Below are 22,061 nucleotides of genomic sequence, written 5' to 3'. Positions count from 1 at the left end.
TAGTCGATCGTTAGTGGCCTATAGTTCATGACTATTAGTTAAAGAGGAAGGCTTTTGATAAACGATCAACAATCGACCTATTAAAAGAGATCGTTTTATGCAATATTATAATGGTCGATTGTTTTCAGCATTGCGTTAAGAAACATTAAGCAGTTAAGTAAATTAAGGATAGAATACCGGAACTCGCCAACTAGCCCTGATGGCAGTGGCACGAAGCCAATTCTTCATTGGCGAAGTAAAACGTACAGCAGGACGGAACCCTTGTTGTTTGCAATGACACTGCGCTCCAAAAAACTTATTGTGTTATAATCGCTACAATTGAAACTTTGCAATCAACTATGGACTATCCAACCCAAAACCTAACTTTTCACAACTACCGGCTGCGGAACCTTTACATAGTAGCCTGTACCATCGTAAGGGCGCTTGCGTGGATTGGTAGTGCACTCAACTGAGCAACAGCCCTGAAGCTGATCGCCACATTCATCACATTGGGTAATGTGCTCATTGCATTCCGGATTGGCACAGTTGATCATTTTAGGGGTAGTTTTACCACAGTTATAACAAACTGAAACAATGGTAGGGTTTACTTTATTTACATCAACGGCGATGCGGTTGTCGAAAACATAACACTTGCCTTCAAAATCCTTTCCACCTGCCTCTTTCCCATATTTAATAATGCCACCATGTAATTGGTAAACATCGTTAAAGCCATGATGTAAAAGCAATGCAGATGCCTTTTCACATTTTATACCACCGGTACAATACGTTAATATTTTTTTGTCCTTATATTGGGCAAGTTGATTAATCTGTTCAGGGAAATCACGGAAATTCTCGATATCAAGTGTTAATGCATTTTTAAATTTACCAAGATTGTGCTCATAATTGGAGCGGACATCCAGGATAATTACATCCTCATCATCTTTCATTTTCATGAAATCTACAGGCTCTAAATGTTTACCTGTTTTTTCGTTCGGATTAATGATCGAGGTATCTCTTAAACCAGAATGAACAATTTCTGATTTATAACGGCAATGCATTTTCAGGAACGAAGGCTCCTCAACATCATCTATTTTAAACTCTGTTTTTGCAAACCTTTCATCGGCATGTACAGCTTTCATGTAAGCTTCGCAGGCCTCAACAGTACCAGAAACAGTGCCGTTTAAACCTTCGTCGGCAACGATAATACGGCCAACTAAACCTAATGATTTACAAAATTTAAGATGATCGGCAGCAAATTGTTCTGCCTCTGCTATGTAACTATAGCAATAGTAAAGTAGTGTTTGATATTTTTCCATAACGCTGTTGATACCGTTGCAAACGGCGTTTAAAGCGGGGCAAAGGTAATAAAAAAAGGTAGAAGATAGAAGGTAGGGTGGAAGGTTTTTAACCCCTGATTTCAGAATCTTCCCTTTTTAGGAAAAACATCTAAAATTGGCTGAGTATACCTTACGCCTTATACCCTACACCTTAAACCTTATTATAGGGTGTAAGCTATTCTAAATCCTTGTGTTAATTTGCGGGCACCATCGTAGGCAAAACCATAACTGGCCCTTAGTACCAGACGTTGGAAACCGAAATAAAATTCTTTATAATTTCTTTTTTCCGGAGAAGACAAATAGCCACCCCCAATAAATTCTTCCAATTTAGCTTTACGCAATAAAGGTACTTTATTTGTGAAAAAGCCTGCAAAGTTATGCTCTAAATGTGCTTCGAAGTATTGTTGATTGGTGCTAAACTGATAAAAATCCAGATATTGAAACTTCCTTATATTAGGAGGGAAGATGGTAGAAATGTTACCTGAGAAATGTTTGAAATCAGGATAGTACATCTTTGCATTATTAAGAAACTTTCCTGCTCCAACCAAAAATGAACTATAGCCCAATAACCCTAAGCTAATTCTATCCTGATAAACTTCTGCTTTTACAAAATCGTAATCAACATCGCTATTTAAAACATTGTTAAATCCCTTTTTATATAATACCGTAATTCTAGGAAAGTGAGATTCGGTATAAAACTTGCCATCTGGACGGGTAATGTATTTCTGACCGATGGTGTAAGTTAAACTTACGGTAGCACTTAATGAATTATATGTAGGAAAGAGTGGTGTTTCTACAGTTGGACTAAAAGGATTGTTCGACGTAAATTCCCTATCCTTGGCATCGATAAACTTAAATGTAGAGTTATTGATTAAATTTTTGTTCCTGCTATAATCTACACTTGCACTTCCCTGTAATCCTGTTGCCAGTTCTCTGGTTGTGTTAATGTTAATAAAGCTTTTCTCGTAAAATTTTGAGAAGTTTTTTTCGTAAAGCAATGAATTGATGGTATTGCCTAATGCAGTCATGGAGCCCAGATTGTTTAGGTCAAAAATGCCATTTCCGAACGATGCACCTACACTGGCCCTTTTAAGTGGATTGTAATAGTAACTTCCGGTTAAGCTTCCGGTAAGTTTTTGGTTGGCAAAACCATACCTCAGTTCAGGCCGGATAGAATAAGACCTCCTATTCTCAAAATCCTTTCTGTACGTAACCCCATATTTTACCGCAAAACCTTCTACGGTATTGTAAAATATGGCTTTAAGCACCGGATCGAAAGACCAATATTCCTTATCATAGCGATCGTTAACACTGTATCCTCTAAGCAGCAATTTGCCGATACCAAACTTATTGTTGTCTTTTTCTAATGAATCGAGATACTTTTTCGATTCCTTCAATTTAGCAATACTATCTTTTTTGATGTAATTAAGCTTTTCATCACCTGTTAAAGGAATCGGCCTATTGTTTGTCCAGTAGGCAGAGTCTTTTTTGTTCACCATTTCGGTTATTTTCAATATTTCGCCATTGAAAAAGTTTTTAGGGAACTTAGGGTCGGTATTATAATTGCTGTAAATACCAACAAAGTAGCCTGCAATTTTAAAACCTAACACATTACCCGCGAATTGAAAATTGATGGCGGTAGGCATATAAACCTCCTTAACCTTGGTAAATTGTTGGCTGATGTTTAAGGTATCGATAAAGTTGATCCCCGATTTTTTAGTTAAATAAACATCGGTATTGTAAATTCTCCAGCTGCCATCAATAATGTAAATAATTCCCCTAAATACAGGGTCATTTTCGCGACGGGGGATGACCTCGATTTTGTGGATCAGTTCTCCATTTTCTTTGGTTTCGCCAAGCAATTTGTATTTATAGTAAAAAAGGGCATTGTCTGCAATTGGCGAAATGAAGCCCCTGGTACTTAATTTGTTTTCGAGCAGGTAATTATCATAAAAATTAATAATTAGATCAGATGCTTTATTGAAACTGAAAGCATTGTTTCTTCCGGCAACTTTTGATGAAATCATTTCTTCGTGCACATCATTAGGTCTTCTGAAATTAAATTTACTCTGCGATTCTGATAAATAAATGATCCCTTTTCTATTGGTATCGAGTTCCAAAACTTTTTGGATATCCTGACCGAAAAACTTTTTAGGAGCCCCCCTTAAGCGTTGTACACCTTTGATATAAACATCGCAACTAAATGCCTTAACTTCATCTAAGTGTGTTTTTCTCTGCTTAATGGTTTTGCGGATAATAGCATAAGCCGGATCTTCGGCATTTGCCCTGATATTTACATTTTCTAAAGTATAACTTTCGGATGTTAGGGTTACGTTGAGTGAAATATCGTCGGTAAGGTTGATGATATGCTCCTGCTGTTTGTAGCCCACTGCCCTAAAATGTAGCGTGTATTCTCCCGTTTTTAGCTTCAACGAATATCTCCCATCAACGTTTGCAGATGTGCCGGTAGTGGTGTTTTTTAAATAAACCGAGGCAAAAGGAACAGGCTGTCCGTTGGTATCTTTAACTATACCCGTAATGGTAAATTGCTGAGCAAAAACAAAATTGGTGAGGCCACAAAAAAATAGGAGCGCGCAAATTCTTATCATAAATTAGATTAGTAAGCTATAAATATCGAATAACTTTTAAGACTATACATATAGGCGTGTGTTAAAGTTTGTTAAGATTGAAAAAAAAATGATATAATATTAATTTTTTTCAGAATAATATAAACGTAATCACCATTAGCCGACTAATCAAACGTTTGTCTCTAAAACATGTTGCTAAAATTGCCTTTTTAGGTCTGTAAAGAACTTTTTTTTATAACTTTGGGCGTAAAATCAACCATATAAAAAGGCCATGTATAAAACATTACAACCTGTTCTTCAGAAAGAACTTGAAGAAATCGAAAACGCAGGATTATTTAAACGCGAAAGAATTATTGTTACCCCTCAGGGTGCCGACATTAAAGTGGCCGGCGGTGCTGAAGTAGTCAATTTTTGCGCAAATAATTATTTAGGGCTCTCTTCTCATCCAAAAGTGATAGAAGCGGCTAAAAAAGCGATCGACGATCATGGCTATGGAATGTCTTCGGTACGTTTTATCTGCGGCACACAAGATGTACACAAAGAATTGGAAGCTAAAATTTCTAAATTTTTAGGTACGGAAGATACCATTTTATATGCTGCCGCATTTGATGCCAATGGCGGTGTTTTTGAGCCCTTGTTTAATGCAGAAGATGCCATTATTTCTGATGAATTAAATCACGCATCAATTATCGATGGTGTTAGATTGTGTAAAGCACAACGTTTCCGTTATAAAAATGCGGATATGGAAGATCTGGAAAAACAGTTGATCGCGGCTAAAGATTGCAGACATAGGATTATTGTTACCGATGGTGCTTTCTCTATGGACGGATCAGTTGCTCCACTGGATAAAATTGCAGATCTGGCCGATAAATACGAGGCCTTAATTATGATCGACGAATCGCATTGTACAGGTTTTATCGGTAAAAACGGCCGCGGAACACACGAACACTTCAACGTAATGGACCGTATTGATATCATTACCGGTACTTTGGGTAAAGCTTTAGGTGGTGCATCTGGCGGTTTCACTTCTGGTAAGAAAGAAATTATCGATATGTTGCGTCAACGTTCACGTCCTTATTTGTTCTCTAATACCCTAGCACCAGCAATTGCAGGTGCATCTATCGCAGTATTGGATATGTTAAGTGAAACCACGTCGTTAAGAGATAAATTAGAAAATAATACCAAATATTTCCGTGAAAAAATGACTGCAGCTGGTTTCGATATTAAACCAGGTTTCCATCCAATTGTTCCGGTAATGTTGTACGATGCAAAAATTGCACAACAGTTTGCTGCTAAAATGTTAGAAGAAGGTATTTATGTAATCGGCTTCTTTTATCCTGTTGTGCCTCAGGGCAAAGCGAGAATTCGTGTACAGTTATCAGCAGGGCATGAGCAACATCACTTAGATAAAGCGATTGCCGCATTTACTAAGGTAGGGAAAGAATTGGGTGTAATTTAAAACCTATATACCTACGATTACTACAAAAGCCGCTTTAAGCGGCTTTTGTAGTTTTTGGGTTCATTTTCTTTTATAATGGTATTGTAAACAGATTATTTGAACTCGCCGACCCTGAAATTATTGGATAATTTGCCGTATATTTGAAGCCATGTTACAGGACAAAATAACACAATATACCGATAAAATTAATGCTTTCGTAACCGAAAAAGCAGACGAGTTAGAGCAATTCCGCATCAAGTATTTAGGAAGCAAAGGCATCATTAAAGAAATTTTCGATGAATTCAAATCTGTTTCTGTTGAAGAAAAAAGATCATTAGGTAAAGTTTTAAATGAGTTTAAGCAACTTGCCGAATCAAAATACCTCACCTTAAAAGAATCTACCGAAAGTGCTGAGACAAAAACTGAAAGCGCACAACAAGATTTAACTTTGCCGGGTGAAGGTTTCGAGATTGGTTCGCGCCACCCTTTAGCTTTAGTGCGCCGTGAAATTGTAGAGATTTTTGCTAAACTTGGTTTTACAGTGGCAGAAGGTCCTGAAATTGAAGATGATTGGCATAACTTCTCTGCACTGAACTTTCCTGAAGAGCATCCTGCAAGAGATATGCAAGATACTTTCTTCATTAAAAAAGGTGGAGAAAAAGGCGATATCGCGCTGCGTACGCATACTTCTTCCGTGCAGGTGCGCATGATGGAGCAGGGGCAACCGCCATTCAGGGCAATTATGCCAGGCCGTGTTTACCGTAACGAGGCCATTTCTGCACGTGCACACTGCTTTTTTCATCAGGTAGAAGGTTTGTATGTTGATGAAAACGTTTCATTTGCGGATTTAAAGCAAACCTTATTTTATTTCGTTCAGGAATTATACGGAGAAGGCACCAAAGTGCGTTTCCGTCCATCATATTTTCCTTTTACAGAGCCATCTGCAGAAATGGATATTTCATGTACCATTTGTAAAGGAGCAGGCTGCCAATTTTGTAAATACAGTGGTTGGGTAGAGATTTTGGGCTGCGGTATGGTAGATCCCAATGTTTTGGAAAACTGTGGTATCGATTCGAAAAAATATAGCGGTTTTGCATTTGGAATGGGAATAGAACGTATTACCAACCTGAAATACGAAATTAAAGATCTGCGTTTGTTCTCTGAGAACGATGCGCGTTTCTTAAAGCAATTTAAATCTGCTTTAATTTAATGATGAAGTATTTATATAGCATATTGTTTGTTCTGGTACTTACTATTGGTTGTGGCAAAGATGAAGGTTACATTCCTGATGTTGCGGTAAATTACAATGTAACCATAACTGAATTTAGCTTAAAAGCGGTAAATAATGTGCTGGTTGTTCCAGATAGGGGAGTTGGTGGATTACTTATTGTGAAAACTGATTTTGGATATGTTTGTTTTGATCGATGCAGCACAGTTAACCCGGAGAAAATCTGTAAGGTTGCACCCGATGACAGTGGCGTTACAGCAACCGATCCTTGTTCGGGCGCTAAATTTTTACTGCGCGATGGTAGTCCACAAAAGGCACCCGCAGAAAGAAGCTTAAAAGCATACAATGTTTCTTTGCAAGGCAACACACTAATACACGTAAGCAATTAAAATGGAAGCTGAAAAAATAAAAGAAACAGTAAAAAAGGCTGCCAAAGAACTATTTAGAAAATACGGTTATCATAAAACCAGTGTAAACGAAATTGCTAAAAAGGCGCGTATTGCTAAAGCAACGATTTACAAATATTTCGAAAGCAAAGAACAGGTGCTGGATAGCATCCTGATGGATTACCTTGATCAGAATCTTCACGAAATCCTGCATAATAAATTAAGTTATGCATCAGAAGAAGAACATTTAAAAGCATTGGTGATGAAAACCAGCCGTTTATCTTTTACGGCCTGTAACGAATTTATCGGTTGGGATTTTGTTCGTGAAAATGCAAACTCGCAGGAGTTTTTAAAACACTTATCAGATCAGCTAGAGGCATTGTTGTTAGCTGCTTACCTGCAATTGGATAACTTTAAAAATAACCCTGCCAGAAGAGAAGGATTGGCCTTTCTGCTAAAAGCCAGTAAGAGCATAGTATTTTCATTTGCATTTACCTCAGTTAGCGATTCTGACGTTCGTAAGAACTTTGTAAGTTTCCAGAAAGAAATATTGCCATTTTTGGTAAAGGCAGCACTTTAAATTAAACAATCTTTAATAATAGGTTCGTCATCTCGACCGGAGCATGGCGGAGCAGAGAGCTCTAAATCAAAAGTGCTCTCCTGATAGATTTAGCTTCGCTGAGCACTTTGTGGTTCTCGGCTGCGTTGCAATCGCTCGGAATGACGATATTTCGCATACTATCACCATACAGCTGCAGCTATTGATTATAATAATCTTTCATCTTAAATTTTTGCACCGTTCTTTTTATTTTTCCATCAACAAGCTTTTGCGTAATCACAGTAACGTTATCGGCAATACTCGAATCCTCAATTACCGATGAATCTTCATAAAGCACATTTTTAGTATCATACTTATAATTGATGGTTTTGTCAAAACAGCATCCATCTTTTTGGTGGATGGCAATCTGTTTTGTTTTTTTATCAATATCAAACATACCCAGGTTTTCGCTAGCCAGTTTGGTAAGTTCTTTGTTAAGTAGAAATTTGTTTTCTTTTGATGATAAATAAATGTTGTAAGATGGACTGGCATAAGCACCATTATTACCATTTCTTATCGCAATATCTTCAGAGCCATCAAAATTAAAATCACCAAAAATTAAAGGTGTTTGATATTTGCCTAAATCGAGCCACCCAAGTTTAGCATTCTGGTTTTCAGTTAAGCCAAAATCTAAATCTTCAGAATGGAAGGTGTCTACTTCTCTATCTGTGGCTTTATCATAAATAATAATTGTAGCTTTTCCGCTACAAGCGTTACCTTCGCATTTATCAACAAAAATTTTGGCCTTGTATTGGTCAGAGCTGTTATTGGCCAAGAATTTAAACTGCGCTTTCGAAGTATTGGCAATGAGTAAAATACTGCAAAAGATAATCAAACTTTTCATTAAATATTTTTCGGTAAAATTACATCAATATCAGCCCGTAAAAAGTTAAAAAAGGTTAACGTTTTCTTTTGCGGGTTTTGATATAGCTTTGAACTGCAGATTTTGTAGTAAGCCAATCTCTACCTTCTTTGTAAGCATCTATTTTGCCCTGCCTGGCTAATAAACTTACGTACTCTTGCCCATATGGAACATCAGGTTCCGAAACGATGTGCGATATTAGTTCGTAATCCCCGTAGGCATTTCCCGGCAATGCATTTATATAGATGTTTAATGAACGCTCCAGGGCTTGCAGCATTAACAAACAAAGCTTATGGTAATTACCCTTGTTGGCTTGGTTAAGTGCCTCGTAGTATTTCTTTCTGTCGTTTTTGAGGATAATGGCTGGCGGGAAGCCTTTGCGCATGAGCAGTAAATTCATGGCAAGCCTTACCGTACGGCCATTTCCATCAAAAAAAGGATGAATCCAAACCAATTTATGATGAAAAATAGTAGACAATAGGATATCATTTAATCCTAATGGGTTATCATTAATGAAGCCAATTAATTCATCTAATAAATCAGAAACCTTGTTAGCGTTGGGCGGCGTAAAATTTGCTCCAACAATACGAACTCCGCCATTTCTTAAGCGGCCTGCATAATCATCTTCAATACTTCTAAGCACTAAACCATGAAGCGACAAAATATCGATGCTTCTAAGCGCGTAGTTTTTATTGACTAAGGTATAGAGGTAATTGATGGCTTTTTCATGGTTGTAGGCTTCGAAATGCTCCCTTAATGATTTGCCTTTAACGGTCATACCTTCCTGTAATACCATTTGGGTTTCTTTTAGACTTAGGGTGTTTCCTTCTATGCTATTGGAGTTGTAAGTCCATTCTAAGGTGAGGTCTTCTTTGATGCGGTGTAGCGCGCTATTGGGTAATGGCCTTGAGGTTTCTAACCTGGCTTTTTTTTCGTACAACCTATCTATTTGAGGTAGTAGTTCTGCTAAATCGCTTAAATCGAATTCCCACATACCCAAATATATTAATTATCGGTTGGATTTAAAAATTACTTATCCGATATTAAAGATTTTATCCAAAAAAAATGATAGCTTGATTTGCTACCATTTAAAAACCTTTTTTATTTAGTTATTCCCATTTAAATACTTTTACAGCAACTGCATAAATACCAATGCCCCAAAGTAATAGGATCATAATCTGGAATTTAACATCCCACAATCCCAGCCCCTCAAAAGCTACTTTACGCATGGCATCGTTTAAATAGGTAAGCGGTAAAGCCCTGCTAATGGGTTGTAACCAGCTTGGAAAAGCTTCTATAGAAAAAAATGTTCCTGAAAGTAAAAACTGTGGTAAAGTAACGATGTTCGAGATGGGGGGTACCATACTTTCGTTTTTGGCAATGCCCGAAATGATAAAACCAAAACCCATAAAAACAATCACGCCAAGCGTAGCCAGTATGAGCATATTGACGACGGTGAGCACACCATGGACGAGTGTAAAGCCAAAAAAGAAATGACCTATCAGGATGATAAATAATGCGCCAATTAAGGCAAAACCAATACGGGCAATACCTTCGCCGATAACAATACTCGAGCGTTTAACAGGTGTAGCAAAAAACCGCTTGATTACCAAGGTTTGGCGCAGACTTAAAAAAACGAATGCAGTTCCGAAAACACCTGTGCTTAATAGCGAGAAACCCAACTGCCCAGGAAGAATAAAATCGATGGTTTTATATTCGCGGCCAGTAATAGTGCTTTCTTTTATCTCTGCAACTGTCGGTTTTAAGGTTTTATCGTAAAAAATATTATTTAAAACCGATTTTAAAATCCCGCCTTTATCTCTCGATGCAGAGGTATAAACAACATTAACCGAGTAAGCAGCAGAATTTACTTTTTTATGCACATCAATCATGGCATCAACATTGCCTTTTTCTAGCAGCTTATCAAACTCAGCTTTTGATTTATCTTTAACCAGGCGGATCATCCCTGTTTTAGCCAACATGCCCATTACAGGGTTGTTTACATCAGAGCCCGGGGTAACACCAACATCGATGCGTGTTCCGCCACCACCTAAAAATCCGAAGACTAAAATAAATATTAAGGGAAAAGCAAGGGTAAATACCACTGCCGATGGGCTCCGCATAATCGATCGGAAACTCGCTTTGGCAAGGGCCAGGGTCGCTGTGGTGTTACTGTAACCTCCAGCCCCTGAAGGGGAGTTTGAATTTCTTTCGTGTATATCTTTTTGCATATTAGTTCTGCTGGATTTTATTTTTTAAAAATGTGTTAAGCACTAGATTTCAAGTTCCCCCTTCTGGGGGCTAGGAGACTTATTCTCTCCATTCCTGGCCGGTAAGGTTGATGAAAACATCTTCCAAATTGGCCTTTTTAACTTCTTTTTTGCGCTCAAAACCGCTGCTCACCAATTTATCTATTAAATTATCAGGAGTATCCAGCGCAATAATCTGTCCGCGTTCTACAAAGGCAACACGATCGCAAAGTTGCTCAGCCTCGTCCATATAGTGGGTGGTAATTACAACAGTGGTGCCTGCATTTCGGATTTCGATAATTAAATCCCAGAGGTTTCTTCTGGCCTGTGGGTCTAAGCCTGTTGTAGGCTCATCCAAAAAAATAATTTTGGGTTGGTTGATTAATGTAGTGGCTATAGAGAAACGCTGTTTCTGTCCGCCAGAAAGCGCTTTGTATTTGGCTTTGGCCTTATCCTGAAGGTTTACTTTCTCCAGCATTTCCATCGGTTTGATGTTGGCACCATATAAACCGGCAAAAAGTTCGATCAGTTCGACGAGATTCAGATTTGGATAATAACCAGCAGCCTGTAGTTGTACACCAATAATCTGTTTAATATCCTGCGGTTGTTTGTCGACAGAAAAACCATCAACGATAATTTCGCCGGAGGTTTTATCCCTTAGGGTTTCAATAATTTCGAGGGTAGTGGTTTTTCCGGCACCGTTAGGGCCAAGCAGACCAAAAATCTCATGCTCGTAAACTTCAAAACTAAGCCCTTGAACGGCAACGAAATCATCGTATTTTTTCACCAGGTTTTTAACACTAATAATGGCTTTTTTTGTTTCCATATTGCGAATGTAAGCAGCTTTAAATGAATAGAGAATGAATTTTTGAGTACATAGCCAAAAATGTCGGTAAAATGATGTTTTGGCTAGGTAAAGGTGTTATTTAATATTTTTTCGGATCAAAATAATGATATCACGATCAATCGAGTCTATTTTATAAATACTTTTTGTCTTGTTAAAAGCTTCGTCGAAAACAATTTGATCTTTTAGAAAACTAAATTTTCCTTTTGTATTTATACTGTCGCTAGGAATAGTATAAGATTCTCTATAAGTGCGATCGTATTCCATTCTATGTTTCCAGGGGTTTTGATATTCGCGTACCTTTTTTCCTGTAAAAGTTCCATTGGTTTTAAGCGATACCGAGTAGGTAGTTTTTAGATCATATGATGCAGCACTCCACGCGGTGTCTGGTTTCTTTGTAGCGTTAAATTTATAGATTAAACCATATTGTATTTTCTCTACAAACTCCCTGTTGTTCGTTACTGAATTTTGAAGCCTGAAATTGGTATTTGTGCCATAGAGGGTGTCTAAGTTTTTATTTGAGACAAATTTCCAGTTCGTATAAATGTAATCTTTAGCGTTAAGAACTTCATTTATTCTTTTTAGGTAGATCGTGTCGATGTTGGCAGCTGCTCCCTTTCCCTGTCCACCACCAAAACGGTTATGTCCTTCTATGTTGTAACTCAAAAACCCTTCTTTTTTTATAATTTCGGAAAAGTGAAGGGGAGGAGCTTCCATTATGAAGATTTCAGGTATGAAAAATTTATTATAACGGATTTCTTTGAGGTAAAATTTGCCATTTGCATCGGTAATGGTTTCGCCCACCTTACAGCCTGCAATAGGTTTGTTCTGATAATCAAGTATAGTACCTGATATTGCTGGTCTCGACAATCTAGAGATGCAAGAACTAAACAAGCTTATCGAAATAGCAATAAATGTAAAAAAAAGACTTTTGAACATGTTCTAATTTAAATAAAAAAACACTGCCATAAACATGAGCAGTGTTTTAATGCTTTAATAGAAAGAGTTGTATTTTACCAGGTTAATTCACCTTTCATTACTTCAACGAAATCGTCGAATAAGTAACGCGAATCGTGTGGACCTGGTGAAGACTCTGGGTGATATTGAACCGAAAATGCTTTTTTACCTTTAACGCGGATACCCTCTATTGATTTATCGTTTAAGTTAATGTGGGTAATTTCTACTTTATCAGAGTTTCTAACCTCATCAGGAACTACACCAAAACCATGGTTTTGAGAAGTAACTTCGCAATGATTTTTAATGATGTTTTTTACAGGGTGGTTTAATCCACGGTGACCGTTAAACATTTTCATGGTACCAATACCGTTCGCCTCGGCCAATAACTGGTGACCTAAACAGATACCGAACAATGGTTTGTCAACCGCTAAAATATCTTTGATTGTTTCGACAGCATAAGGCATTACCGATGGATCGCCAGGACCATTTGATATGAAATAACCATCAGGGCTGAATTTTTCCATTTCGGTAAAAGTGGTTTTAGCCGGGAAAACCTGAACATAGATATCGCGGTTTTCGAAATTTCGCAAAATGTTTTTCTTGATACCTAGATCTAAAGCAGCCACTTTTAAGCTTGCTTCAGGGTTGCCGTAAAAATATGGTTCAGTTGTACTTACCTTCGAAGAAAGCTCTAAACCTTCCATTGAGGGTACTTCGGCCAGTTTCTGTTTTAATTCTTCAAGATCGGTAATCTCAGAAGAAATAATCGCATTCATTGCGCCTTTATCTCTAATGTGACGAACCAATGCACGTGTGTCGATGTCGGAAATGGCAACTAGGTTATCATTCTGAAAATAATCCTGAATAGATTCTGTTGCTTCTTTACGGCTATAAACGATGTTATAATTTTTGCAGACTAAACCAGCAATTTTGATCGAACCTGATTCGATTTCATCTTTGTGGATACCGTAATTACCAATATGCGCATTGGTGGTAACCATTATCTGTCCAAAATAACTTGGATCAGTAAAAATTTCCTGGTAACCTGTCATCCCGGTATTAAAACAAATTTCGCCAGTAGTGGTACCAATTTTTCCGGCCGCTTTGCCGTAAAAAACTGTGCCATCGGCCAGTAATAAAATCGCAGGTAACTTGGTGTAGTTAGTCATGGTAATTACAATATGGATTTTGATTTAAAAAAGAGTTGAAAAAAGAATGGCTTTCGGCATTAAAGCCGTTTTTGCTGGGTGCAAAAAAAGATGAATATATCCCTTCCATTTCGGGGTACAAAGATAGAGTTTTAGATTGGAAATGTAAAGAGAAAAGTGAAATAAGGTTGGAGGTGTAGGGTATAAGGTATAAGGCTGATTGGCCCTAAACCTTAAACCTTTTACCTTATGCCTTTTTAAAGAAAAAACAATACTTTTGGCAATACAAAACAAATCCCATGTCGGTACATAAAGAAATCAAACGCATCACCACGCATACTTTACAGGAAATGAAACAACGTGGTGAAAAAATATCTATGTTAACAGCTTACGATTACTCGATGGCTACCATTTTAGATGATGCAGGATTAGACGTTCTACTTGTAGGCGATTCGGCTTCTAATGTAATGGCTGGTCATGAAACAACTTTGCCTATTACGCTAGATCAGATGATTTACCATGCTGCCTCGGTAATCAGGGCAGTTAAACGTGCTTTTGTTGTTGTCGATTTACCTTTTGGCTCTTATCAGGGAAATTCAAAGGAAGCTTTGAACTCAGCGATAAGAATTATGAAAGAATCGGGCGCACACGGAGTTAAACTGGAAGGCGGCGAAGAAATTATCGAATCGGTTCAACGTATTATCACTGCAGGAATACCTGTAATGGGGCATTTGGGTTTAACACCTCAATCTATTTATAAATTCGGAACATATACGGTTCGCGCTAAGGAAGAAGAAGAAGCAAATAAGTTAAAAACTGATGTTTTGGCTTTACAGGCGGCGGGATGTTTTGCTATCGTATTAGAAAAAATTCCTGCTGCTTTAGGTAAAGAAGTTACAGAAAGCCTGAATATCCCAACTATTGGTATTGGCGCCGGACAAGACTGCGACGGCCAGGTTTTGGTGGTAAATGATATGATTGGCTTAACAAAAGGGTTTAAACCACGTTTTTTACGTCAGTATATTAATTTATACGATGAAATTTTGGGTGCAGCACAATCGTACATTCGTGATGTAAAAGCAAACGATTTCCCGAACGAAAAAGAACAGTACTAAGTTTGGAGTTGCGTTTTGAATTTGGAGTTGTTTCTAGCGCAGATAAACTATCCAACTTTAAACAATTAACAGCTAACCGATTAAACAATAGACTTTCGCATTAGACGATTTGCCTTGTCAAATGAACTAATAGCGGATGAACCAATGAACTAACCGATGCCAATTACCGATAACGACATCCTTTTTGAAGACAATCATTTAATCGCCATTAATAAAAGGGCAGGCGATATTGTACAGGTTGATGAAACGGGCGATGAACCTTTGGATGAACAGGTGAAAAAGTATATCGCTAAAAAGTACAATAAGCCAAATGGTGCTTTTTTAGGTGTAGTACATCGTTTAGATCGGCCGGTAAGTGGCGTAATCTTATTTGCCAAAACGAGTAAGGCTTTGGAACGGATGAATGCTGTTTTTAAAAATAGGGAAGTAAAGAAAACCTATTGGGCAGTAGTGAAGAACAAGCCAGAGAAAGAGTCGGCTACTTTGATCCATTGGCTGGTTAAAAATCCGCAGAAAAATGTGGTTTCCTATTACAATACAGAGGTTACCGGTAGTCAGCGTGCTGAGCTTTCTTACAAAGTAAAGGCGAAGGTTGGCGATTATTACCTATTGGAGGTAGATCCATTAACCGGACGTTCACACCAGATTAGGGTTCAACTTTCATCAATGGGGTGCCCGATTATGGGCGATAATAAATATGGCTATCCCCGCGGAAGCAGAAAAGGAAGCATTTGCCTACATGCCCGCCGCTTACAGTTTATACATCCGGTTAAAAAAGAACCCGTAAATATATTTGCAAAGCTGCCTGTTGATGGTTTTTGGGAACGCTTCGAAGACTTATAGCACAACAATATTTAATATAATTAAGATATCCGATCACAATATTTAAGTATTTGATCGGATTTTTTATGATTTGGCATCATATTTCGTTTATTGAGGACTAAAAACCAAATTTGTCATGAAAAACACCATCTTATCTATCGCTGCAGCAGGCTTACTGGCTTCTACACTAGTCTCGTGTGAGGGTACCAAAAAAACAGAAACGACCAAAGACTCAAGCGAAATTTCCGCTAATGGAGACACCATTACCAAAATAACGACAAAAACAACGGAAACAGTTAAAACCGATGTTCCAACTTTCTCAAGTGAAGAGGTAAACAAAGGGCTTGCTGAATACGCTAAACTTAAAGACGAATATGTTGCAGCTGTGAAAAGTAAAAATGCTGCAGAAATTAAAGCATTAAGCGACAAATATACCGCTTGGGCAAATCAGGCAACAGGCTGGGCAAGTAAGCTAAAGCCAGATGAAATACAAAAATACTCTGATTATATGCTTAAGTTAAGCGAAGAATGGAATACTGCGGCAAAAGACGCTTTAAAGTAATTTTAAAATAATAAGAAAACTGGCCATAATGCCGACTAGAAACTGTCACGTTGAGCCTGTCGAAACGCCTTAAATATATTTAAAGTGTCCTTCGACAGGCTCAGGATGACAATTCTATCTTAAGTATGCAACCTATTTTATTTACAATCTATTTTGCCGAAAGTCATCGATCCATCGAACTTTAGTTTGCTTAAGTCTTTGAACTTGGTTTCCCCTTTTACTTCCTGTACATCGCTAAATCCCTCTACTAGCTGGTTACCCTTTTTCAAAAAAGCCACTTCTCTAATTGATGTTTTGCCTTCAGACTGAAAAGTATAGTTAGCAATTATGGTATCGCCTTTAACAATTCCGGCTATAGTACCGGCATTTTTATCTTTTTCGTATAAATTATAACCCAAAGTTCCGCTTATGGTATTGTCTTTAGTTTTTAACGATAGGGTGGCAGTATCTCGGTTTTTAATGTACTGGTAGCACCGAATAGAATCGGGGCTCGCCGTTGCATTGGTTATTATAGTGGAATCTATTTTGGACTGTGTTTTTTTTGCCGTGCCGCCCTGGCAAGATGCCATCAATAAAGCGGCAACTCCTAGTATTGGGATGATGTTTTTCATTAGGATATATTTTTTTCTTATCGGATTGATCTTTTATTCTTAAGCAAAGCCCCTGCCAAAAAGATTCGTCAACTTGCGCCGATCTTTACATCGGAAATAAGCTTACCCTATGTGATAAGCTTATCACGCCAGTTTCATTTTAAAAAAATAACGAAATGCTGGTTCCTTTGTATTCTTCAGATTTAATATCGACTTCTATTTTATGGAACCGGGCAATACTTTGCACAATGGCCAACCCTAAGCCAAAGCCATTTTCTTCGGTATTCCCTCTTTTAAACCGATCGAAAGCATTTTCTACAAGTGCCGCGCTCATACCAGATCCGGTATCGCTAATGGTAAGGATATATTTTTCGGCTTCTGTTTTATCTGTTATGGCAATAGTACCTCCCTCAATATTATATTTTATTGCATTATTGATAATATTGATTAAAAGGGTATGTATCAGTGCTTTATTTCCAGTAAAATGAAAATCCTTTGAAAGGTGGGCATTATAACTGATGTTTTTATCTGCTATCCGATCTTCCAGATCTTCATATATATCATCGATTTCCTGTTTGAGGCTAATTTCTTCAGTTTTCAGATACTGATTGTTTTCTACCTTAGAAATAAGCAACAAACTGTTGATAATTACCTTTAAGCGGTTTAAGGTTTTTAAAGAGGCGTAGATTTTATTTTCGTGCTCTACCGGAATATCTGGCGTGTTGAGCATATTTTCGAAGCGCGTACTTAAAATTGAAATAGGGGTAAGCAGTTCGTGCGAAACGTTAGCAATAAACTGCTTTTCTAAAGCGAAAAGCGTATTTATTTTACGCATTAAAGAGTTTATGCTATTATCAAGGATTTTAAAATCACTGGTACTGGTGGGTATGTTCTGGTAATTGTAATGGGAAGGATCATCAACCAGGTTGATTTTTTTATCGATAATGCGGTAAAATGGCTTGAGTAAAAAGTTAGAGAAGGTATAATCGGCAACAAGGGTAATAAGTAACGCTGCAACGAGTACAATAAGCATATAAAAGCGGATCGAATTTTTGATCGATTGAAGCGCTGTCATCGTTTCCCCAATTTCTAGGTTGTACCAGTTTGTATGATACGAGAATTTATAATTTAAGATGCGGTATACTTCAATATCGCCCTCTATCTCTCTTTTTTCAGTAAATACCTTCGCGGTAGAATCTTTTTGATTGTCGGGTATATCCGTTAACACAATAAATTCTTCCTTTAAAATATTGTAGTCAGTAAATGATTGTTCTTTGTTTAAAAGGCTGTCGATCTCATTATCATTTAAATTTTTGATGATTTTGTTCTTCTTTTTGATTAAACGGTTATCAAGCTGGTTGTAAGCAAGCCTGTCTAACGAGAATAAAATGATAGCCCCCAACAACAAGATGATGGCGATTTTGGTTACTCCATTGTATAAAGAAAACTTAACCTGTAACTTCATTTTGGTTAATGGTTCATTAGTTCAATTGCCATTGGTTCATTGATAGATCGACGCTTAACTGACTTCGGACCTCCGACTTCCCGACTCCTCTAGCAATTAATCCTATAGCCAATACTCCTTACGGTTTCAAACCATTCTGTTGGACTAACTGCTGCGAGTTTTTTTCGTAGGTTTTTAACATGAACATCAACAAAGTTGGAATCAGAATTGACTTCTAAAATATCACCCCAAACGTGTTCAGTTAAACTCATTCTCGATACCACGCGGTTTTTGTTCAATACCAAATAGTTAAATATTTCGAATTCTTTTTTGGTAAGGTTTAATCTTTCGTCACCAAATGAAACGGTCCTGTTCTGGATATTGAGCAAAAAATTATGGATGTTTACCTCATTTTTCTCTAACTTATGTTTTCTACGGGTAATGGCATGCATGCGCGCTAAAAGTTCATTTAGCGAAAATGGTTTGGGTAAATAATCGTCTGCGCCTTCATCAAGCCCCTTAATCCGGTCATCAACAGCACTACGGGCGGTTAAAATGATTACGGCATCATCCCGGTCTTTCGTAGATTTTAACTGTTTCAAAATATCGAAACCATCGCCGTCTGGCAAGCCCAGATCTAATAAAATGAAGTCGTAATTGTTTACAAATATCTTTTCTTCAGCAGAAGATTTTTTCCAGGCATGCTCTACAATAAATCCTTCTTTGCTTAAGAATTCATCCATTTCAAGCGCCAGGCTTTTTTCATCTTCAACGATTAGTACATTCATTTCAGTTAACAATTAGTAGTTTTAATCTCTCAGCTTTTACGCAATGCTTTTTGCTTTTACCCTGCAACTAAGTTAATATTTTTTAAGATGATCGCACATGCTTCTTCGATTTCTTCTTTGGTTATAATTAAAGGAGGGGCAATGCGCATAGAATTGCTGCAATGTAAAAACCAGTCTGATAATAAGCCATCTAAAATGCAGGCATCAATAATTTTTTTGTTAATGTCGAAATTTTCAAATTCAACCGCCAACATTAAACCTTTCCCCCTAATTTCTCTAATGGCAGGATGCTTTAAGTATTGTTTAAACAATTGCCCTTTTTCTTCTACTTCATCGACGATATGATCATCAATCAAGGTACGCAAGGTAGCCAACCCAGCAGCGCAACAAACCGGATGACCACCAAAAGTTGTCATGTGACCCAAAATTGGGGTGTGTGATAATACCGACATAATCTCCAGTGAACTGATAAAAGCCCCAATTGGCATTCCACCGCCAATTCCTTTCGCCAGGAGCAGCACATCTGGTACAATATTGTAATGCTCGAAAGCAAACATCTTGCCGCTGCGACCGAAGCCAGATTGTATTTCGTCGAAGATTAACAAAGTTCCGGTTTCTGTGCATTTAGTCCGCAAAGCCTGCATATAGTTTAAATCGGCAACCCGGATTCCGGCTTCGCCTTGTATGGGTTCGATAAAGACAGCGGCAATTTCTGAGGTGATTTTATTAAGATCCGCGATATTATTGTGTTCAATAAAACTAACATGCGGCAAGAAAGGACCGTAGCCGGAAGAATAGAAATCACTTTCCATTAAACTTTCTGCGCCTTGTGTGCTGCCGTGGTAAGCATTTTTGCAGGCAATAAACCCTTTACGTCCGGTATAACGTTTGGCTAGTTTCATGGCGCCTTCTACAGCCTCGGTGCCTGAGTTTAAAAAATAGGTGCAGCTTAAGCTTTCGGGTAAAATATCGGCAAGGGCCTTGGCAAAATTTACCTGGGGTGTTTGTACATATTCACCATAAACCATCAGGTGCATATAGGTTTCTGCCTGCTCTTGAATGGCCTTCACCACAGCTGGATGACAGTGACCAACATTACTTACGCCGATACCGGCGATAAGATCGAGGTGTTTTTTGTTTTGGGCATTATATATATAAATTCCTTTTGCCCTTACAAATTCGAGCATAAGCGGCTCTGGAGAGGTTTGTGCATTGTGTTGTAAAAACAACTGACGTTGGGTAAGCATGGCACAAAAGTACGGAAATGAAAGAGTGCTTTAAAACAAAAAAGACCTACATTGCTGTAAGTCTCTTTCTTTATTGCCTCTGGCCGCCTTTAAATCTATTGAGTAACTCACGTTTAAAACCTTCCTGAGCCCGGTAAAACTTTCCAACAATTTTTATCGGTAATACGGCTTTAAGCTTGTTGTAGTATTTTTTATCGAGATTAAGATCTTTTTGCTTGAAGTCGAATTCGCTGGTAATTAAACTTTGTACCTGTGCATCGGTTAGGTTATCTATTTCAGTCGTTTTTCTGAAAGAAATCATTTTCTGCATGCGTTCTTTGCGCAAGGCGTTTTGCTCTGCCTGCATATCGTTATAGATCGGCCAGAAAATTTTAGCCTCTTCTGGTGATAGATCCAGTTTTTGAGTGAAAAAAGCTATTTTAAGTGATTCTATTTCTTCTCCCCTTGGTTTTTGTGCCAATAAGGTAGTGGGCAATAAAAACATTAAAGCAACAAAAAGTAAATTCTTCATTTTCATCTGTTTATTCTTATTTTCAAAGGTGATGAAGCTATCATGATTTCGATATTGATTTTTGCTATTGTTAATCATGATGGTTTTTTAATTATTTAGTTCCTGAGATAAATCATTTGACGAGAAATTACTCAAGATGTAGTTTTCCATTTCTGTATCTGACGCAGAAGTAGTTTTTGATGTAGTATTTTGCGCTTCTAAATGATCGATGATCGTACTTTCATCAATATCGTACAATAGCTGTTCGTTTATTGCTTCTGCAGATTGTACTTGCTGAACTGCAATGGTAGAACCGTTCTGGTAAAAATAAATGCCAAACGAAGCCATTAACAAGAAGCAGGCTGCGCTTGCATATTTAACAATGCTACGTCTCCATAAAGGAATAATTTTGGTTTCCTTTTTAGGCTCCGATGCTGCAATCCTATCGGTAATTCTACGCTGCAACGTATCGAAATAATTTTCGGGTACTGCAAAGGCCTGATCTGCCTTAGGCATTTCAGACAGGGCAATCCGGGTTTGTATTCGTTCCGTTAAATCTTCAAAATAATTCTGCGGAACTTCAAAATTATTATTATTGGTTTTCTGTTTCAATCCATCCAAAAAGACAGCAGAAAAAATAGCCTCATCACAATTTTCGAAATATCCATCAGGAACGGAGAAAGGATTGCGTTTCCCCATTGCTGCAAGTGCAGGGGCTTCGTTCATCCAATCGTTATTTTCTATATTTTCGTTCATCACAGATATATGATACAATTAAAGTGAAAAGGTTTAATAGTCTATTTCATCATTTGTAATAAAAGCTTCAATTTTTTTTGCAGCGATGTGAAATGATGCCTTTAAAGCCCCTACAGAAGTACCTAACACTTCCGAAATCTCTTCATATTTCATATCGTCGAAATATTTCATGTTGAAGATAATCCGTTGTTTTTCAGGCAAGGTAAGGATTGCTTTTTGTAGTTTAAGCTCAAGTTTATCTCCATTAAAATAAGATGAGGCAACTAAGTTATCGGCAAGCTCGGATGATACTTCGTCTAAAGGTGTATTGTTCCGCTGTTTTTGCTTGTTTAAGAAAGTGATGGATTCGTTGGTGGCAATACGGTAAATCCAGGTATAAAGCTGAGAGTCGCTCCTAAATTTATCGAGATTTTTCCAAACTTTAACAAATACTTCTTGTAAAAGATCGTCGCAATCATCGTGGTTTAAAACCAGCCTGCGGATGTGCCAGTAGATTTTTTGCTGGTATTTTTTTAACAACAGGTTAAAGGCTTCATTACGCGTGCGCTCCACAGCGAACATTGCAAGAATTTCTGAATCTTCAACTTGTTTCATTCTATCTCTAGATTTGAGATGTGAGAATTGTGATATGAG

Annotated in this window: 22 protein-coding genes; 7 read left to right on the top strand and 15 right to left on the bottom strand. The window is 37.7% G+C overall.

The window, feature by feature from the left end; translation table 11 throughout:
- Nucleotides 1-359: 359 nt before the first annotated feature.
- On the bottom strand, nucleotides 360-1,295 hold the full coding sequence (locus tag ACN9MR_RS17470; protein WP_426325521.1) for a rhodanese-related sulfurtransferase: 936 nt from the start codon (nucleotides 1,293-1,295) through the stop codon (nucleotides 360-362).
- A gap of 182 nt (nucleotides 1,296-1,477) precedes the next feature.
- Nucleotides 1,478-3,925, bottom strand: coding sequence for a DUF5686 and carboxypeptidase regulatory-like domain-containing protein (locus ACN9MR_RS17465; protein ID WP_426325519.1), 2,448 nt, complete (start codon nucleotides 3,923-3,925; stop codon nucleotides 1,478-1,480).
- Between the two features lie 250 nt (nucleotides 3,926-4,175).
- Between ACN9MR_RS17465 and kbl the strand changes: the two genes are divergently transcribed.
- From kbl to ACN9MR_RS17445, 4 genes are all read left to right on the top strand, one after another.
- Nucleotides 4,176-5,363, top strand: coding sequence for a glycine C-acetyltransferase (gene kbl, locus ACN9MR_RS17460; protein WP_426325517.1), 1,188 nt, complete (start codon nucleotides 4,176-4,178; stop codon nucleotides 5,361-5,363).
- 148 nt (nucleotides 5,364-5,511) lie between these two features.
- Nucleotides 5,512-6,552, top strand: a complete 1,041-nt coding sequence (gene pheS / locus ACN9MR_RS17455) for a phenylalanine--tRNA ligase subunit alpha (protein WP_426325515.1) — start codon at nucleotides 5,512-5,514, stop codon at nucleotides 6,550-6,552.
- On the top strand, nucleotides 6,552-6,959 hold the full coding sequence (locus ACN9MR_RS17450; RefSeq protein ID WP_426325513.1) for a hypothetical protein: 408 nt from the start codon (nucleotides 6,552-6,554) through the stop codon (nucleotides 6,957-6,959). The genes pheS and ACN9MR_RS17450 overlap by 1 nt, the downstream gene beginning before the upstream one ends.
- 1 nt (nucleotide 6,960) lies before the next feature.
- The gene (locus tag ACN9MR_RS17445; protein ID WP_029274048.1) at nucleotides 6,961-7,536 is read left to right on the top strand and encodes a TetR/AcrR family transcriptional regulator; all 576 of its coding nucleotides are present in this window, start codon (nucleotides 6,961-6,963) and stop codon (nucleotides 7,534-7,536) included.
- Between the two features lie 178 nt (nucleotides 7,537-7,714).
- Here the strand turns inward: ACN9MR_RS17445 and ACN9MR_RS17440 are convergent, their stop codons facing one another.
- The 6 genes from ACN9MR_RS17440 to carA form a co-directional block, all read right to left on the bottom strand.
- Nucleotides 7,715-8,398: an XAC2610-related protein gene (locus ACN9MR_RS17440; protein ID WP_426325511.1), complete on the bottom strand. Its 684-nt coding sequence runs from the start codon at nucleotides 8,396-8,398 to the stop codon at nucleotides 7,715-7,717.
- Between the two features lie 55 nt (nucleotides 8,399-8,453).
- Complete coding sequence (locus tag ACN9MR_RS17435) at nucleotides 8,454-9,410, bottom strand: Fic family protein (protein WP_426325509.1); 957 nt, start codon at nucleotides 9,408-9,410, stop codon at nucleotides 8,454-8,456.
- Nucleotides 9,411-9,525: 115 nt separating this feature from the next.
- Nucleotides 9,526-10,647 (bottom strand): ABC transporter permease, encoded by a 1,122-nt coding sequence (locus ACN9MR_RS17430; protein WP_426325507.1) that lies wholly within the window; start codon nucleotides 10,645-10,647, stop codon nucleotides 9,526-9,528.
- A 79-nt stretch (nucleotides 10,648-10,726) separates the two neighbouring features.
- Nucleotides 10,727-11,491: an ABC transporter ATP-binding protein gene (locus tag ACN9MR_RS17425; RefSeq protein WP_426325505.1), complete on the bottom strand. Its 765-nt coding sequence runs from the start codon at nucleotides 11,489-11,491 to the stop codon at nucleotides 10,727-10,729.
- 96 nt (nucleotides 11,492-11,587) lie between these two features.
- Nucleotides 11,588-12,448, bottom strand: coding sequence for a hypothetical protein (locus ACN9MR_RS17420; RefSeq protein ID WP_426325503.1), 861 nt, complete (start codon nucleotides 12,446-12,448; stop codon nucleotides 11,588-11,590).
- A gap of 74 nt (nucleotides 12,449-12,522) precedes the next feature.
- On the bottom strand, nucleotides 12,523-13,635 hold the full coding sequence (carA, locus tag ACN9MR_RS17415; protein ID WP_426325501.1) for a glutamine-hydrolyzing carbamoyl-phosphate synthase small subunit: 1,113 nt from the start codon (nucleotides 13,633-13,635) through the stop codon (nucleotides 12,523-12,525).
- Between the two features lie 278 nt (nucleotides 13,636-13,913).
- Here carA and panB point away from each other — a divergent pair, with 278 nt between their 5' ends.
- The 3 genes from panB to ACN9MR_RS17400 all read left to right on the top strand — a co-directional run bounded on the left by panB (nucleotide 13,914) and on the right by ACN9MR_RS17400 (nucleotide 16,113).
- Nucleotides 13,914-14,729, top strand: a complete 816-nt coding sequence (gene panB, locus ACN9MR_RS17410) for a 3-methyl-2-oxobutanoate hydroxymethyltransferase (protein ID WP_057932746.1) — start codon at nucleotides 13,914-13,916, stop codon at nucleotides 14,727-14,729.
- A 156-nt stretch (nucleotides 14,730-14,885) separates the two neighbouring features.
- Nucleotides 14,886-15,572: an RluA family pseudouridine synthase gene (locus tag ACN9MR_RS17405; RefSeq protein WP_108198402.1), complete on the top strand. Its 687-nt coding sequence runs from the start codon at nucleotides 14,886-14,888 to the stop codon at nucleotides 15,570-15,572.
- Between the two features lie 115 nt (nucleotides 15,573-15,687).
- Nucleotides 15,688-16,113: a hypothetical protein gene (locus ACN9MR_RS17400; RefSeq protein ID WP_426325498.1), complete on the top strand. Its 426-nt coding sequence runs from the start codon at nucleotides 15,688-15,690 to the stop codon at nucleotides 16,111-16,113.
- 137 nt (nucleotides 16,114-16,250) lie between these two features.
- On the opposite strand, the gene ACN9MR_RS17395 is transcribed toward ACN9MR_RS17400, so the two are convergent.
- The 7 genes from ACN9MR_RS17395 to ACN9MR_RS17365 all read right to left on the bottom strand — a co-directional run bounded on the left by ACN9MR_RS17395 (nucleotide 16,251) and on the right by ACN9MR_RS17365 (nucleotide 22,022).
- Nucleotides 16,251-16,724 carry a hypothetical protein gene (locus ACN9MR_RS17395; RefSeq protein WP_426325496.1) on the bottom strand — a complete coding sequence of 158 codons (474 nt, stop codon included), beginning with the start codon at nucleotides 16,722-16,724 and terminating at the stop codon, nucleotides 16,251-16,253.
- A 139-nt stretch (nucleotides 16,725-16,863) separates the two neighbouring features.
- The gene (locus tag ACN9MR_RS17390) at nucleotides 16,864-18,168 is read right to left on the bottom strand and encodes a sensor histidine kinase (protein WP_426325494.1); all 1,305 of its coding nucleotides are present in this window, start codon (nucleotides 18,166-18,168) and stop codon (nucleotides 16,864-16,866) included.
- An 89-nt stretch (nucleotides 18,169-18,257) separates the two neighbouring features.
- The gene (locus ACN9MR_RS17385) at nucleotides 18,258-18,935 is read right to left on the bottom strand and encodes a response regulator transcription factor (protein ID WP_426325492.1); all 678 of its coding nucleotides are present in this window, start codon (nucleotides 18,933-18,935) and stop codon (nucleotides 18,258-18,260) included.
- A gap of 56 nt (nucleotides 18,936-18,991) precedes the next feature.
- Nucleotides 18,992-20,182, bottom strand: coding sequence for an aspartate aminotransferase family protein (locus ACN9MR_RS17380; RefSeq protein ID WP_426325490.1), 1,191 nt, complete (start codon nucleotides 20,180-20,182; stop codon nucleotides 18,992-18,994).
- Between the two features lie 70 nt (nucleotides 20,183-20,252).
- Nucleotides 20,253-20,693 carry a hypothetical protein gene (locus ACN9MR_RS17375; RefSeq protein ID WP_426325488.1) on the bottom strand — a complete coding sequence of 147 codons (441 nt, stop codon included), beginning with the start codon at nucleotides 20,691-20,693 and terminating at the stop codon, nucleotides 20,253-20,255.
- A gap of 87 nt (nucleotides 20,694-20,780) precedes the next feature.
- Nucleotides 20,781-21,428: a hypothetical protein gene (locus ACN9MR_RS17370; protein ID WP_426325486.1), complete on the bottom strand. Its 648-nt coding sequence runs from the start codon at nucleotides 21,426-21,428 to the stop codon at nucleotides 20,781-20,783.
- Between the two features lie 33 nt (nucleotides 21,429-21,461).
- Nucleotides 21,462-22,022, bottom strand: coding sequence for an RNA polymerase sigma factor (locus tag ACN9MR_RS17365; protein WP_025145705.1), 561 nt, complete (start codon nucleotides 22,020-22,022; stop codon nucleotides 21,462-21,464).
- Nucleotides 22,023-22,061: the final 39 nt, after the last annotated feature.

This window comes from Pedobacter sp. R-06 (genome assembly GCF_049913135.1).
Classification (GTDB): Bacteria; Bacteroidota; Bacteroidia; order Sphingobacteriales; family Sphingobacteriaceae; genus Pedobacter.
This window is presented reverse-complemented; position numbering and strand designations above follow the sequence as displayed.

Excerpts from the sequence above, each read along its gene's own strand:
- ACN9MR_RS17430 (WP_426325507.1), bottom strand. The coding sequence starts at position 10,647 with ATGCAAAAAGATATACACGAAAGAAATTCAAACTCCCCTTCAGGGGCT.
- ACN9MR_RS17445 (WP_029274048.1), top strand. The coding sequence starts at position 6,961 with ATGGAAGCTGAAAAAATAAAAGAAACAGTAAAAAAGGCTGCCAAAGAA.
- ACN9MR_RS17390 (WP_426325494.1), bottom strand. The coding sequence starts at position 18,168 with ATGAAGTTACAGGTTAAGTTTTCTTTATACAATGGAGTAACCAAAATC.
- ACN9MR_RS17370 (WP_426325486.1), bottom strand. The coding sequence starts at position 21,428 with ATGAACGAAAATATAGAAAATAACGATTGGATGAACGAAGCCCCTGCA.
- carA (WP_426325501.1), bottom strand. The coding sequence starts at position 13,635 with ATGACTAACTACACCAAGTTACCTGCGATTTTATTACTGGCCGATGGC.
- ACN9MR_RS17440 (WP_426325511.1), bottom strand. The coding sequence starts at position 8,398 with ATGAAAAGTTTGATTATCTTTTGCAGTATTTTACTCATTGCCAATACT.
- panB (WP_057932746.1), top strand. The coding sequence starts at position 13,914 with ATGTCGGTACATAAAGAAATCAAACGCATCACCACGCATACTTTACAG.
- ACN9MR_RS17400 (WP_426325498.1), top strand. The coding sequence starts at position 15,688 with ATGAAAAACACCATCTTATCTATCGCTGCAGCAGGCTTACTGGCTTCT.
- ACN9MR_RS17405 (WP_108198402.1), top strand. The coding sequence starts at position 14,886 with ATGCCAATTACCGATAACGACATCCTTTTTGAAGACAATCATTTAATC.
- kbl (WP_426325517.1), top strand. The coding sequence starts at position 4,176 with ATGTATAAAACATTACAACCTGTTCTTCAGAAAGAACTTGAAGAAATC.
- ACN9MR_RS17380 (WP_426325490.1), bottom strand. The coding sequence starts at position 20,182 with ATGCTTACCCAACGTCAGTTGTTTTTACAACACAATGCACAAACCTCT.
- ACN9MR_RS17465 (WP_426325519.1), bottom strand. The coding sequence starts at position 3,925 with ATGATAAGAATTTGCGCGCTCCTATTTTTTTGTGGCCTCACCAATTTT.
- ACN9MR_RS17365 (WP_025145705.1), bottom strand. The coding sequence starts at position 22,022 with ATGAAACAAGTTGAAGATTCAGAAATTCTTGCAATGTTCGCTGTGGAG.
- ACN9MR_RS17420 (WP_426325503.1), bottom strand. The coding sequence starts at position 12,448 with ATGTTCAAAAGTCTTTTTTTTACATTTATTGCTATTTCGATAAGCTTG.
- pheS (WP_426325515.1), top strand. The coding sequence starts at position 5,512 with ATGTTACAGGACAAAATAACACAATATACCGATAAAATTAATGCTTTC.
- ACN9MR_RS17425 (WP_426325505.1), bottom strand. The coding sequence starts at position 11,491 with ATGGAAACAAAAAAAGCCATTATTAGTGTTAAAAACCTGGTGAAAAAA.
- ACN9MR_RS17395 (WP_426325496.1), bottom strand. The coding sequence starts at position 16,724 with ATGAAAAACATCATCCCAATACTAGGAGTTGCCGCTTTATTGATGGCA.
- ACN9MR_RS17470 (WP_426325521.1), bottom strand. The coding sequence starts at position 1,295 with ATGGAAAAATATCAAACACTACTTTACTATTGCTATAGTTACATAGCA.
- ACN9MR_RS17435 (WP_426325509.1), bottom strand. The coding sequence starts at position 9,410 with ATGTGGGAATTCGATTTAAGCGATTTAGCAGAACTACTACCTCAAATA.
- ACN9MR_RS17450 (WP_426325513.1), top strand. The coding sequence starts at position 6,552 with ATGATGAAGTATTTATATAGCATATTGTTTGTTCTGGTACTTACTATT.
- ACN9MR_RS17375 (WP_426325488.1), bottom strand. The coding sequence starts at position 20,693 with ATGAAGAATTTACTTTTTGTTGCTTTAATGTTTTTATTGCCCACTACC.
- ACN9MR_RS17385 (WP_426325492.1), bottom strand. The coding sequence starts at position 18,935 with ATGAATGTACTAATCGTTGAAGATGAAAAAAGCCTGGCGCTTGAAATG.